This is a genomic window from Streptomyces sp. JW3 (assembly GCF_052216785.1).
Taxonomy (GTDB): domain Bacteria; phylum Actinomycetota; class Actinomycetes; order Streptomycetales; family Streptomycetaceae; genus Streptomyces.
Window position 1 is genome coordinate 22,843 of record NZ_JBQOUX010000047.1, and the last position, 13,465, is coordinate 36,307.

At 72.8% G+C, this 13,465-nt stretch carries 12 protein-coding genes; 3 read left to right on the forward strand and 9 right to left on the reverse strand.

All coding sequences use genetic code 11. The features are described 5' to 3' along the window. Window positions 1-72: 72 nt before the first annotated feature. The 8 genes from ACTT8P_RS20195 to ACTT8P_RS20230 form a co-directional block, all read right to left on the reverse strand. Window positions 73-2,376: a family 43 glycosylhydrolase gene (locus tag ACTT8P_RS20195; protein WP_442833077.1), complete on the reverse strand. Its 2,304-nt coding sequence runs from the start codon at window positions 2,374-2,376 to the stop codon at window positions 73-75. 18 nt (window positions 2,377-2,394) lie between these two features. Then, window positions 2,395-3,846 carry a sulfatase-like hydrolase/transferase gene (locus ACTT8P_RS20200; RefSeq protein ID WP_442833078.1) on the reverse strand — a complete coding sequence of 484 codons (1,452 nt, stop codon included), beginning with the start codon at window positions 3,844-3,846 and terminating at the stop codon, window positions 2,395-2,397. Beyond that, on the reverse strand, window positions 3,843-4,823 hold the full coding sequence (locus ACTT8P_RS20205; protein ID WP_442833079.1) for an aliphatic sulfonate ABC transporter substrate-binding protein: 981 nt from the start codon (window positions 4,821-4,823) through the stop codon (window positions 3,843-3,845). The genes ACTT8P_RS20200 and ACTT8P_RS20205 overlap by 4 nt, the downstream gene beginning before the upstream one ends. Window positions 4,824-4,874: 51 nt before the next feature. Further along, window positions 4,875-5,690 carry an ABC transporter ATP-binding protein gene (locus ACTT8P_RS20210; protein ID WP_442833080.1) on the reverse strand — a complete coding sequence of 272 codons (816 nt, stop codon included), beginning with the start codon at window positions 5,688-5,690 and terminating at the stop codon, window positions 4,875-4,877. Beyond that, entirely contained in the window at window positions 5,687-6,493 is an 807-nt protein-coding gene (locus ACTT8P_RS20215; RefSeq protein WP_442833081.1) for an ABC transporter permease, read from the reverse strand. The genes ACTT8P_RS20210 and ACTT8P_RS20215 overlap by 4 nt, the downstream gene beginning before the upstream one ends. A gap of 64 nt (window positions 6,494-6,557) precedes the next feature. Beyond that, window positions 6,558-7,760 (reverse strand): ROK family protein, encoded by a 1,203-nt coding sequence (locus ACTT8P_RS20220; RefSeq protein ID WP_442833082.1) that lies wholly within the window; start codon window positions 7,758-7,760, stop codon window positions 6,558-6,560. Window positions 7,761-7,925: 165 nt separating this feature from the next. After that, window positions 7,926-8,765 carry a formylglycine-generating enzyme family protein gene (locus ACTT8P_RS20225; protein ID WP_442833099.1) on the reverse strand — a complete coding sequence of 280 codons (840 nt, stop codon included), beginning with the start codon at window positions 8,763-8,765 and terminating at the stop codon, window positions 7,926-7,928. 180 nt (window positions 8,766-8,945) lie between these two features. Continuing rightward, complete coding sequence (locus ACTT8P_RS20230; protein ID WP_442833083.1) at window positions 8,946-9,431, reverse strand: hypothetical protein; 486 nt, start codon at window positions 9,429-9,431, stop codon at window positions 8,946-8,948. A 121-nt stretch (window positions 9,432-9,552) separates the two neighbouring features. Between ACTT8P_RS20230 and nsrR the strand changes: the two genes are divergently transcribed. Further along, entirely contained in the window at window positions 9,553-9,999 is a 447-nt protein-coding gene (gene nsrR, locus ACTT8P_RS20235) for a nitric oxide-sensing transcriptional repressor NsrR (protein WP_442833084.1), read from the forward strand. Window positions 10,000-10,092: 93 nt separating this feature from the next. Continuing rightward, window positions 10,093-11,310: a globin domain-containing protein gene (locus ACTT8P_RS20240; protein ID WP_442833085.1), complete on the forward strand. Its 1,218-nt coding sequence runs from the start codon at window positions 10,093-10,095 to the stop codon at window positions 11,308-11,310. Window positions 11,311-11,350: 40 nt separating this feature from the next. On the opposite strand, the gene ACTT8P_RS20245 is transcribed toward ACTT8P_RS20240, so the two are convergent. Beyond that, a complete protein-coding gene (locus ACTT8P_RS20245; RefSeq protein ID WP_442833086.1) occupies window positions 11,351-12,193 on the reverse strand; it encodes an ABC transporter ATP-binding protein in 843 nt (280 codons plus the stop codon). Window positions 12,194-12,355: 162 nt separating this feature from the next. On the opposite strand from ACTT8P_RS20245, the gene ACTT8P_RS20250 reads away from it, so the two are divergent. Continuing rightward, window positions 12,356-13,372 carry a hypothetical protein gene (locus ACTT8P_RS20250; RefSeq protein ID WP_442833087.1) on the forward strand — a complete coding sequence of 339 codons (1,017 nt, stop codon included), beginning with the start codon at window positions 12,356-12,358 and terminating at the stop codon, window positions 13,370-13,372. The last annotated feature ends 93 nt before the right edge of the window (window positions 13,373-13,465 follow it).

A 13,465-nucleotide genomic window follows, 5' to 3' on the forward strand; every position in this document is an offset into this window, starting at 1 on the left:
GATAGACATTCCGCGCGCCTTTCCATTTCCTGTGAACCCAAACCTCCTTGTGATGTTCGCTTCGCCGGGGGTTCAGCTCCGGTAGGTGCGGACGTAGTCGAAGTGTGCGGTGGCACCGGCGGTGTTCAGGGCGACCAGGCCGATGCGCAGCGCCGGTTCGGCGGGCAGCGTCCAGGTCCCGGTCCAGGTCCAGTGCACACCGTCGGTGCTGGTGGCCGCCCGGACCTCGTGTTCGTTCCCCGCGCTGTCGGCGTGGTACGCCAGCCGCAGCCACAGGGTCTCGGCCGCCGCACCGCCGAACATCGGCCCGTACGCCACCGGCGTCGGCGGTGTGGTGGTGGGCCGGGCGCCCTCCTTGGCGAACTCGGTGACATGGGTCACCTCGCCGTCGGTGTGGCTGACCGGCAGGACCGCGTGCACCAGCTTGAAGTAGTGGTCGTCGTCGCCGTACAGCACCAGTCCCGCCTGCTGGTTGCCCGGTCCCGAGGCCAGCCGCAGCTTGGTCTCGACGATGAAGTCGCCCTTGGGGGCGTCCCGGGTGAGCACCGAGGCGGTGTTGGTGGCGAGGTGCAGTTCGGCGGCCTGCGTCGGCCAGGACAGCACGCCGTCGCCGGTGCCCGCCCCGGCGGCCGGGCCCCGCACCCAGCTCCAGCCGGCGGCGAGGGCGGTGCCGTCGAACTCGTCGCCGTAGCCGGACAGCAGCCGTCCCGGACGCGGCTCGGCGACCCGCCGGGTGACCGGTGTGTACAGCCGCACGGCACCCACGTTGTCCGCCTGCGCCCCGGCCCCGCGCGCCGCGATGCCGACCTTCCCGGCCTGTACGGCGGCGGCGGGCACGGTACGCCGCTGGGTGGCCAGCGCGTCGCGCAGCCGGTCCGAGCCGACCTCCACGGTGAGCTGCCGGCCGCGCAGTTCGGCGCTCACGTGGTGCCAGGTGTCCCACGCGAAGTCCGCGGGCAGCCTCGTGACCTGCTCGCCGCGGCTCACCCCGGCCACCCGGACATCGGTGACCAGCGCGCCCCGGTCCCGGTCGAGCCGGGCGACCACATGGTCACCGGCATCCCGATAGGCCAGGAGCAGGCCCGCGCCGCCGCCCGCCGAGGTGACCCGCAGATCGGCCTCGGCGCGCACCTTCGCGGGCGCCGTGTCCGACGACACCAGGTGGGCCGGGGCGGCCCCGGAGTGGGTCACGTACCCGCCCGCGTCCGGTTCGCTCGCCGTGGCCCAGCCCGCCGCACCCGCGCCGCGGGCCCGCCAGCCGGACAGCGAGCCGTCGTTGAAGTCGCCGCCGGCCTCCCAGGTGCTGACCGGGGCCTGCTCGGCGCCGGTCGAGGGCCCGGCGCCGGCCCGCACCACCGGCCAGCCGTCGATCCAGTCCAGCCGGTCGATCAGCATCGGACGACGGCTGAGCGTGCGGTCGATGCCGGGGACCGGGTCCAGGTCGGGGTCGTCGGCGGGGATCGCGTGGTACACGAGCCAGTCCTGCCCGGACAGGTCGGTCTGGAGGGAGTTGTGGCCGGTGCCGATCCACCCGTCGCCGCCGGCGCCGACGACCACCCCGCCCTTGCTGGTGGCCGCCATCAGGTCGACACCCTGGTCGTCGGTGAAGGGACCGGTCGGGCTGGTGGCGCGGCCCACCTTGACCTGGTAGCCGCTGTAGGCGCCGTCGCAGCAGCCCGCGTCGGAGTAGAAGAGGTAGTAGAAGCCGTCGCGGCGGACCACGAAGCCGCCCTCCACGCGGCGGCCCTGGGCGACCTCGGTGACCGTGCCCACCGTCCGGGTGCGCTCGGCGTTCATCCGCGCGACGCAGATGGTGTCGTAACTGCCCCAGTACAGGTATGTCTGCCCGCCCTCGTCGGTGAACCGGGCCTGGTCGATGTCGCCGGTCGCGCAGCCGCTGTCACTGTCCAGCACCGCGCCCCGGTCGGTCCACGGCCCGGTCGGTGTCGGGGCGGTCGCCACCCCTACGGTGTCCTTGTCGGGCACCGAGTAGTAGAGGCTGTAGTGCCCGTCGGTGTAGCGGATGTCGGGCGCCCACAGCCGTGAACCGCCGTGCCAGGCGGGCTGGGTGGCCGGGGTGAACACCTCCCCGGCGTACTCCCAGTGCGTCAGGTCGGCGGACTTCAGGATCGGCAGCGTCCGCTCGCCGGTCTCGCCCCGGCTCTGGAAGACCGGGTTCTGGGTGCCGTAGGCGTACCAGTAGCCGTCCTTGCCGCGGATCACGGCCGGGTCGGGGAAGGTGTCGACGGCGTCGGCGGTCACCGGGTTGGTGTACGTCGTCGGGGGTGCGGTGGTCGCCGCGTGGCCGGTGGCCGGCAGGGCGGCGAGGAGCAGGGCCGCGAGGACCGCGGCCGTACGGCCGGTTCTTCGGGTCATGGTGTCTACCGGGCCTTCCTACTCGAAGGAACTCAGCGTCGGGTCGTAGTCCGAGGCGCCGATGTCGTACATCGGGGTCATCCAGTGGTAGAAGTTGTCGCCGCGGTCGCGCAGCAGGTCGTACAGGCGGCGCATCATGCGGCGCCGCACATCGGCCAGCTCGGGGTGTTCGTAGCGGTTGGCCAGTTCGTGCGGGTCGGCGTGCAGGTCGTACAGCTCGTTGACCGACTCCGGGTTGACGACCAGCTTGTAGCGGTCCTCGCGCAGCATCCGCTGCGGGTAGGGGAAGTGGTGGCCGTGGAACTCGGCCAGCAACTCGCCCGGCCAGTCCGGGTGTTCGCCGCGCACCAGGGGCAGCAGGCTGCGGCTGTCGGTGGCGGGGGAGGGGTCGGCGCCGGCCAGCTCCAGGATGGTGGCGGTGCAGTCGGTCAGGGACACGAACTCGTCCCTGACCCGCGGCCGCTGGCCGGGCACCCGGATGATGCCGGGGATGCGGTAGATGTCCTCGTACATCGCCGGGCCCTTGTCGTGCAGCCGGTGGGCGCCGGTGAACTCGCCGTGGTCGGCGGTGAAGAAGACGGCGGTGTCGTCGGTGTGGCCGAGTTCGTCGAGGCGGGTGAGGATGCGGCCGATCTGTTCGTCGATGAGGGTGACGTAACCCCAGTAGACGGCGATCAGTTTGCGGGTGACCTCGATCGGCATGGTGTCGAAGGTCCAGTGCGCGCTGTAGTTGCGCTGCACGGGCGGTTTGCCCTCGAAGGTCTCCGCGATGGACGGCGGCAGCTCCACCAGCTCCGGGTCGTACATGTCGTAGTACGCGTCCGGGAGCAGGTAGGGCAGGTGCGGTCCGAAGAAGTGGGTGGCCAGGTAGAAGGGGCGGCCGTCGGCGGCGTACTTGTCCAGTTGCTCGATGGCGCGGGTGGCGAGGTAGTGCTCGAAGGTGGCCTCCACCGGCTGCTGGAGGCGGGCGGCGAGCAGGTTGCCCGGGTTGCCGTTCGGGGTGGTGCCGCGCACCAGGTCGGTGATGCGGTACGGCGGCAGCCCGCGTTCCGCGAGGTAGGCGAGGTAGTCGGGGTGGTCGACGGGGTTGTGCCAGCCGGGCAGGTCGGGGCCGTCGAAGCCGTAGGAGGCCGCGTTGCGATGAGTCCCGCCGTGCCACTTGCCGACCAGGCCCAGCTGGTAGTCGCGTTCGGCGAGCGCGGCCGGGAAGGTGAAGGCGTCCTCGCGCAGGTCCTCCAGGTAGCCGACGTTGCGTTCGTAGTTGGCGAGCAGGCGGTGCCGGAACGGGGCCTGGCCGGTGAGCAGGCTGGCGCGGGCCGGGGTGCAGATGGCGGTCGGGGTGTAGAAGCGGTCGAAGCGGGTGCCGGTGGCGGCCAGCCGGTCCAGGTTCGGGGTGGCGACGTGCGGGTTGCCGTAACAGCCCAGGGTGTCGACCCGGTGCTGGTCGGTCATCAGGAACAGGAGGTTCACGCGCCCGCCTTGGTGTAGAGGTCGGCGGTGTAGAAGGAGTCCGCGGCCGGGGCCTTCTTCAACTGGCCGGTCTTGACGAAGAAGTCGCTCATGCCGTCCAGCCACTCACCGACCGTGCCGTCCTTGGTCTTGGCGACCAGGTCGGCGGTGGTCATGGTCTCCACGTTGGCGGCGTCCGCCTTCACCTTGTCCTCGGAGACCTTGAGCAGCTTCGCGGCCAGCGCGATCGACTCGTCCTTGTGCGCGGCCCGCCAGTCGTTGGCCTCCTGGAGCACCTTGATGACCTTCTCGTTGGTGGCGTCACTGACCTTGTTGCCCGCGACGAACGCGGTCGGGAAGCTGCCGCCGATCTCCTTGGTGCCGGCCACCTCGACCAGGTCCGGCACCTTCTCCTTGATGGTCGGGATCAGCGGGTACCAGATGCCGGCCCCGTCGATCTGCCCGGACGCGAACGCGGTGACGATCGTCGTCGCGTCCATCACCACCTTGTTGATGTCGTCCATCGTCATACCGGCCTGCTGCAAGGCCAGGTTCAGCACCATCTCGCCGGACGTGCCCTCGGGGACGCCGACCTTCTTGCCCTTCAGGCCCTTGACGGAGGTGATGCCGGGCTGGGCGATGACCCGGTCGGCGTAGGTGAGGGTGTTGATCGCGACGATCTTCGACTTGCCGGACGCGGGCAGCCACATGGCGCCGGGGCCGATGTAGCCGTAGTCGAGGTTGCCGGTGCCGAGCGCCTGGATCTGGATCGGGCCGTTGACGAAGACCTTGTACGAGGCGGAGACGCCGTGCTTCTTCCACAGGCCCTGGTCGTCGGCGATGGCCAGCAGGCTCGCGCCGTTGTAGTCGGCGATGTAACCGAACCGGACACTGGAGCCGTCACCGCTGCCGCCGTCCGAGGAGCCGCAGGACGCGACGGAGAGGGAGAGGCCGGTGACGGAGAGTGCTGACAGAAAACCGCGTCGGGACATGCTCATGACAGGGAGGTCCTTAAGGGGTGCGGGTCGTGGTGGTGAGGCGAGGGCGGGTCAGGCGGCCGGGGTCTGGTGGTAGACCGAGTGCCAGACGTCGTTGCGGATGCGGGCGAACTCCGGCGACAGCCGCAGTTCCTCGGTCCGCGGATACGGCAGGTCCACGTCGATGATCCGGTGGACGCGGCCCGGCCGGGCGGCCATCACGATCACCCGGCGGGCCAGGTAGACCGCCTCGTCGACATCGTGCGTGATGAACATGACCGTGCGCTTGTCCCGGGTCCAGGTCTCCAGCAGCTGGTCCTGGAGCTGCACCCGGGTCAGCGCGTCGAGCGCCCCGAACGGCTCGTCCATCAGCAGCACTTCGGGGTCGACGGCGTAGGCCCGGGCGATCGCGCAGCGCTGCTTCATGCCGCCGGACAGGGTCTTGGGCAGCGCGTCGGCGAAGTCGGAGAGCCCGACCAGGCCGATGGCCCGCTCGGCCCGCCGCCGGCGCTCGTCGGCGGGCAGCGCGGCGAGCTTCAGCCCGAACTCGACGTTGCCGCGCACGGTCAGCCAGGGGAACAGCGCGTACTGCTGGAAGATGACACCGCGCTCGGGTCCGGGCCCGGTGACGTGCGCGCCGTCCACCAGCACCTCGCCCGCCGTCGGCTCCAGCAGCCCCGCGGCCAGGTTGAGCAGCGTCGACTTGCCGCAGCCCGAGGGGCCGACGACGGTCACGAACTCCTGGTCGCCGATGTCCAGCGACACCCCGTTCAGCGCGGTGAAGTCGCCGCCCTTCACGGGGAACCTGCTCACCACGTCACGGAAGGAGATCTTCGCGGCGGTCTTCGTCCCAGGGGTGTCCAGGGAGGTGTGCACGGGGGTGTTCATCGTCGCTCCTGCCATCCGGTCAGACGTCGTTCGGCGAGCAGCAGCAGCCGGTCCATCAGCAGTCCGATCACCCCGATGGTGATCAGCCCCACGAAGATGGTGGGAATGTCGTAGTAGGTCTGGGCGTGCATCATCTCGTAACCCAAACCCTTGTCCGCCGCGATGAGTTCGGCCGCCACCACGGTCCCCCAGGCGGCGCCGAGCCCGATCCGCATGCCGACCAGCAGGAACGGCGTCGCGGCCGGGATCACCACCTTGAGGAACACCACCCGGTCCGGGGCGCCGAGCACCCGGGCGGCGTTGATGAGCGTGCGGTCCACCCCGACCACGCCCTGGAAGGCGGCCACCACACTGGACAGGAAGGCCGCCAGGAAGATGACGAAGACCTTCGGCGTCTCACCGATGCCCATCAGCACGATGGCCAGCGGGATGATGGCCAGCGGCGGCACGGTCCGGAAGAACTGCACATACGGCTCCAGCAGACCGCGCGCCACCGGGTACCAGCCCATCACGAACCCGACCGGCACGGCCAGCGCGGTGCCGAGGGCGAACCCCAGGAACACCCGGCGCAGACTGGCCAGCGCGTCCGTCAGCAGGGTGCCGTCCTGGACGAGTTCCACGGCCCGGGAGCCCACCGAGAGCGGTCCGGGGACGTCCACCAGCTGGGTCGCGGCGGCGATCGCCCACACGGCGACGCCGGCCAGCAGCGCGACGAGGTTGAGCAGCAGCACGGGCGGGGTGCGCCGGCCCCGGCGGGGCGCGGACGCGGCGGGTGTCTTGTCGGGTGCGGTGATCACAGCCATGGCGGCCTCTGCGAGGACGGCCGCTGCGGCCGCTGGGGCCGCTGGGGGGTCGGAGGGTTCACGTTCACTCCAGGGAGTCCGGCGCGGGATAGTGGGTGAGCAGGGGCGATTCATGCAGGACGAGCGCGATGGCACCGAGCGCGCCGGCCGCCTCGCCGAGGGTCGCGGACCGCAGGTCGGCTCTGGCCCGCGAGATCGGCATGAGGTGTGCGCGCAGCGCCTTCTCGACGGAGCGGAAGAGCACCGGACCGGCCTCGGCGAGTTCCCCGCCGAGCACCGTCACCTCCGGACCGACCGCGTTGTACACCGAGGCGAGCACCGTGCCGACCCGGGTGCCGACCGACTCCAGTACGCCGACGGCGGCCGGATCGTCGGGCAGCGCCGCCAGGAAGGCGGCCAGATCCGCCGCGCCGCCGTGGGCTTCGAGGACCGCGCCGATCGACGCGACCGTCTCCAGGCACCCGTCCTTGCCGCACGAACATCGGCGCCCGCCCGGCTCGGCCGTGATGTGGCCGAACTCGCCGGACAGCCCGTGCGCCCCGCGGTGCAGGGTGCCGCCGGTCACCAGCCCGCCGCCGACCCCGTACGACAGCCGCAGGTACAGCACGTCCCGCACCCCGGCCGCCGCGCCCCACGTCGCCTCGGCCAGCGCGGCCAGCCGGGTGTTGTTGTCGACGAGCACGGGAGCGCCGAAGCGTTTGCGCAGCAGCACCGGGAGGTCGGCGCGGGTGGGGGCGGGGGAGGGCTTCGGGTGCCTGGCGCCCTCGGTGTCCTCGGCGGCGGCCGACAGGTCGTCCACCGGGCCGACCACACCGACGCCCACGCCGCTGAGCACGCCGAGCCGCAGCGACCCGCCGGCCAGCCGGGCGACCAGCCGCTCGGCCAGATCGGCCCGCGCCTCCCAGCCGAGGTCGGCGGAGTGCGCCTCACTGACCGAACCGATCACCTCGTGCGCCACGTTGACCGCGGCCACGTGCACCGCGCGCCGGGCGAAGTCGACCCCGATCACCTGACCGGCCTCGGGGTGCAGGCTCAGCGTCTCCACCGGGCGGCCCCGCCGGCGCTCGGCGGGCGCGGGCGCCGTGGCGACCACGGCGCCCCCGTCCATCAGGGCGACGACGATGTCGTACAGCGTGGTGCGGGACAGGCCGCTGAGCCTGCCCAACTCGGCGCGGCTGAGCGGGCCGTGCGTGCGCAGCAGTCTGAGGACGAGCTCCTCGTGCCCGCGCCGCAGCCGTGCGAGGGGGCCCTGGTGGTCGGATGCCATGCCGTCAGGATGGGGACGCCAGGCTTTAACGTCAACAGCCCGGAAAAAATCCGTGGTGATCCTTCATGGGGCCGCAACGGGCCGCAATACGCCGCAATGTTCCGCAACGAACCGCAACGAACCGCAAGGAACAGCAAGGAACAGCAAGGAACCGCGGCGGTGTGTTCAGGCGTCCCGTACGCAGCGGAAGCCGAGGTTGCCCGTGCTGCTGTCCGGGGTGTTGGCGGTGCGCGCCGCGACCCGGTAGCGGTTGCAGTACGAGTGGTGGCACAGATACGAACCGCCCCGCATCACCCGCGAGGTGCCCCGCGCCGGGCCCCTGGGATCGGTGCGCGGGCGGGTGGTGTGCTCGGTGCCCCAGTGGTCCGCGCACCACTCCCAGACGTTCCCGGCCACGTGGTACAGCCCGTAGCCGTTGGGCGGGTAGGCGGCCACCGGCGCGGTGCCCCGGTAGCCGTCCTCCGCCGTGTTCTTGGTGGGGAAGTGGCCCTGCCAGATGTTGCAGCGGTGCTCCCCGCCCGGGGTCAGTTCGTCGCCCCACGGGTAGCGGGCCTGCTCGAGGCCGCCCCGGGCGGCGTACTCCCACTCCGCCTCGGTGGGCAGCCGCAGCCCCGACCAGCGGGCGAAGACGGCCGCGTCGTTCCAGGAGACGTGCACCACGGGGTGGTCGGCGCGGTCGGCGACGTCGCTGCCCGGTCCTTCGGGGGCGCGCCAGTGGGCCCCCTCGACCCCGCACCACCACGGGGTCCCCGGCGGCCGGGCCGCGCCGCGCCGCAGGGCCGCGGGGAGGAACCCGGCGAACACGTAGGACCAGCCGAACCGTTCGGCCTCGGTGACATGGCCGGTGGCGTCGACGAAGCGGGCGAAGCGCTCGTTGGTCACCGCGTGGACGTCGATCCAGAACGGCGACACGGTCACCTCGCGCACGGGACCTTCCCCGTCCGCCGGGAACCCGTCCTTGTCGTCGGTCCCCATGAGGAACGGGCCGCCGTCGAGACGGACCATGCCTTCGGGGTGCTCGGGGTGGTGCTCTGTGCGGTCGGGAACCGTGCGGACCTCGGTCGTCGTCGGCCCGGGGGAGAGACTCACGGCGCGCGGACCGGCCGGCGGTGCGCAGCAGCTTCCCGGCTCCGTCTCGGACCCTGCCACATGACCTCCCGCCTCGGACCGATGCATGCCCCGAGGCTACGACACGGAAGGTGAGGCTCCGGTGGGGGCTTCGGGCTCATCGGGGCCGGCTGGGCTGTCGGGGCCGGCGGGGCGGTCCGGGGCGGGCCGCAGCCGTTCCGCCGCGTGCGCGGGCTGGATCCGCAGCCCCGGCCTGCGGCGGTGCACGGTCAGATAGGTCAGCCCGTCCGCGCCCGCCGCGAGGCCGCGCACCGCGCCGTGCGGCAGCCAGGTCAGGCCGCCCACCCGCAACGGGCCCGGGCCGTCCCCGCCCAGCAGGGTGCCGTCGCCGCCCAGGACCAGCAGCAGCACATCGAGGTCCGGTTCGGTGTGCGGGGCGACGCGGGCGCCCGGCGGGAGGCGGACCACGTTGGCGTCGAGCTGCCGGCCGGTCTCCGCGAGTTTCCACAGCGCGCCGGCCGGGGCGTCGGCCGGCGCCGCGAGCGCGGCGGTGTCGCACAGGAACCGGGGGAGGGGTGCGCCCTCGCCGTCCTCCGTCGTCATGTTCCTCACCGTCTCCTCTCCGGCCACCGCGGTCTCCTCTCCGGCCGCCGTGACGCACCGCACAAGACCAGACCGCTCCCTAAAGGCGAATGCTACATGCGTATTTGCTAGCCTCCGAAACGTGCGGCTGACCAAATTCACCGACCTGGCCCTGCGTTCCGTGATGCGCCTGGCGGTGGTACGAGACGGGGACGACCCGCTGACCACGCGCGAGGTGGCGGACGCCATGGGCGTGCCCTACACCCACGCGGCCAAGGCCGTCACGCGACTCCAGCACCTCGGTGTCGTGCAGGCCCGGCGCGGCCGTGGCGGCGGACTGGCGCTGACCGGACTCGGGCGGCGGTCCTCGGTGGGCTGGCTGGTCAGGGAGCTGGAGGGGGAGGGCGAGGTCGTCGAGTGCGAGGGCGAGGTGCCGTGCCCGCTGCGGGCCGCGTGCCGGCTGCGAGGTGCGCTGCGCGCCGCGCAGGAGGCGTTCTACGCCGCCCTCGACCCGCTGACCGTCGCCGACCTGGTGGCCTCGCCGGCCGGTCCGGTCCTGATCGGCCTGACGGAACGCCCCTCTCTCTGAGCCGCCCCTTGGCAGTGGGCCCGTCCCGCATCGCGCCGCGTCCGATAAAACACGAAGATCATCTACCAATTAAGAAACTCAAGAGGAGTCGTTGTGCTCTCCGAACAGTCCGTCCCGGTGATCCGGGCCACCCTCCCCGCGGTCGGCGCCGCCATCGACGACATCACCCGGCTCTTCTACCGCAAGCTGTTCGCCGCCCACCCGGAACTGCTGACGGACCTCTTCAACCGGGGCAACCAGGCCAATGGCGAGCAGCAGCGGGCCCTGGCCGGATCCATCGCCGCGTTCGCCGGGATGCTCCTGGAACGCCCCGCCGACCGTCCGGACGCCCTGCTGTCCAGGATCGCGCACAAACACGCCTCCCTCGGCATCACCGCCGACCAGTACAAGATCGTCCACCGTCATCTGTTCGAGGCGATCGCGGAGGTGCTCGGCGACGCCGTCACCCCCGAGGTCGGCGCGGCGTGGGACGAGGTCTACTGGCTGATGGCCAACGCCCTGATCGCCGTCGAGGCCCGGCTCTACCAGGAGGCCGAGGTGGCCGCGGGCGACGTCCGGCGGCCCATGGAGATCGTGGCCCGCCACGAGGAGACCCCCGACGCCGTCTCCTTCCTGCTGCGCCCCGCCGACGGCAGCCCGCCGCGGCCCTTCCGGCCGGGCCAGTACGTCAGCGTGCGGACCGAACTGCCGGACGGCGCCCGGCAGATACGCCAGTACAGCCTCTCCACCGCCCCCGGCCGGCCCGAGTGGCGCATCACCGTCAAGCGGGTGCGGGGCGCCGGGGGACCGGACGGCGAGGTCTCCTCCTGGCTGCACGCGCAGGCCCGTACCGGCGACGTCCTGACGGTGTCCGCGCCCTTCGGCGACCTGTCCCTGGAGCAGGGCGACGGGCCGCTGCTGCTGGTCTCCGCCGGCATCGGCGGCACGCCCATGGTGAGCATGCTGGACCACCTCGTCACCACCGGCTCGACCCGCCCGGTCACCGTGCTGCACGCCGACCGCACCCCGGCCGACCACGCCCACCGCGCCGAACAGCTCGCCCTTGTGCGGGCCCTGCCGGACGTCCGGCTGCACCTGTTCTACGAGGAGCCCGGCGACCCGGCCCCGGAGTCCGCGACGGCCGGCCGGGCCGACCTCGGCGCCGTCGAACTGACCCCGGGGCTCACCGCCTACCTGTGCGGACCGGTGCCGTTCATGCGGGCCGTCCGCGGCGACCTGCTGCGCCGCGGAGTGCCCGCCGAGGCGATCCACTACGAGGTCTTCGGCCCCGACCTGTGGCTGGGACAGCAGGAGGGGCCGGCGGCGGCGTAGCGCTCGGCGCCGGGTATCGGGCGCGGTGGCCGTCGGTCAGCTAAGGGCGCGCGTATCCGGACCGGCCGGACCACGCCGCCCAGCGGCCCTCGCGCCGGGCCACCGTGATGTCCCGTCCGAAGCAGGCGGTGAGCCGGTCGTCGGTCAGCACCTCCGTCACGGGCCCGCGGGCCAGGACGCGGCCCTCCCGCAGCAGGAGGGCGTGTCCGACGACCGGGGACAGCTCCTCCAGGTGGTGCGTCACCGTCACGGTGGCCAGCCGCGGGCGGCCCTCCGCCAACTGGTGCAGGGCCTCGATGAGGTCCTCACGAGAGGGCAGGTCCAGGGCGTTGAACGGCTCGTCCAGGAGCAGCAGGGCCGGGTCGGCCATCAGCGCCCGCGCGATCAGTACCCGGGCCCGCTGACCGCCCGACAGCACCCCGTAGGGACGGTCGGCCAGTTCCTTGATGCCCATCTCGGCCAGCAGTTCCCGGGCCCGCTGCCGGACCTCGTCGTCGTACATCCGCCACAGCGGCTGCACGGTGCCGGTGTGGCCGGTCAGGACGACGGCGTGCGCGCTGAGGTTCTCCGGCACCCGCTGCGCGGAGGAGACATGGCCGATACGGGCGCGCAGCTCGCGGACGTCCACCCGGCCGAGCCGGGCGCCCAGCACCTCGACGCTGCCGGTCGTGGGGTGCATCAGCGCGCCCAGCAGGCGCAGCAGGGTGGTCTTGCCGGCGCCGTTGGCTCCGAGCAGGGCCCAGTGCTCCCCGGCCCGCACGGACCAGTCGATGCCGTCCAGGATCACCTGGTCGGTCGTGAAACGGCGGACACCGACGTCCTGGAGCAGGACGACGGCCGTGTCCTGGCCGTCCACCGTGTGCTCGGCTGTCTCCCCGGTCATGTGTGCGCTCCTCTCCGCCACGGACTGCGCCGTCCGTCGGCACACGGTAGGTGTAAACGCCATGCTGTCGCCGGGGTGTCCGAGTCCTGGACGGGTGCTGCCAGTCGCGGAAAGATGTAGTACGGCGTGCGCCGGTGTGCGGTCCGGTGGAGCCTGGTGACCGTGGAACGCAGGAGCGCGCGCCGCACCGACGGCGCGGACGAGGAGACCGACGCGGCGCTCGACGCGCTGTACACCACGCCGCCGCCGCACTTCGTCACCCGCCGCACGGAACTGGCCGCCGAGGCCGGGAAGACGGGCCGCGGCGAGGGCGTCCGTCTGATCAAGGCCGCCCGCCGCCCCACGCTGGCGGCCTGGGCGGCCAACCTCCTGCTGCGCTCCCGGCCGCAGGAGTCCGCGAAGCTGCTCGAACTGGGCCGCGCACTGCGGGAGGCGTACCGCACCCTGGACGCCGCCGAGCTGAAGTCGCTGGCCGCGCAGCGGCGCCTGGTCGCCGCGCTGACCCGGCAGGCCGCCGACCTGGCGGACGCCGCCGGGTATCCGCTCTCCGGCGCGGTCCGGCGGGAGGTCGAGTCGACCCTCGGCGCGGTACTGGCCGACCAGGAGGCCGCCGACCGCTGGGCCACCGGCCGTCTGCACACCGCCCTCACCCCGCCGTCGGCGTTCCCCTCCGGCGAAGCGGCCGCACCGGCACCGGAGCGGCCCCCGGCCAAACGGAAGCGGGTCAGCCGTGGCGAGGGAACCGAAGGGCGGCGGCGGACCGGGGACCGCACGGCTGACCGGCGAGACAAGGCCGGAGCCACGGCCGAGAACCAGTCAGGCGAACTGGACGAACTGGATGAACTGGCCGAACGGCGACGGGTACGGCAGGAGCGGCTCACCCGGGCCCGGGAGGCGGCCGAGGCGGCGGCCCGGCAGCTGTCCGCCGCGCGCACCGAGGCGACGGCGGCGGACGCCGGTCTGGAGGGGGCCCGCCAGCTGCGTGAGGAGGCCCGGGAGCAGGTGTCCGCGGCGGAACAGCGGCTGACCGAGGCCCGCGCCGAGGCCCGGCGGGCCGGCCGGGAACAGCGCGAGGCCGAGGAACGGCACCGCGCGGCGGCACACGCGCTGACCACGGCCGAACGTGCGGCCCGCGAGACCGACCGGGCCCTGCGCCGACTGGACCCACGCGGCGGTTAGGCCGCCGCCGCGCTGGCCGGACCCGTGGCCCGTCCGGCGGGCCGCGTAGGATCGTCCGGTTCCCGTGAGTCCCGTGAGCCCCGTACGCCTCTG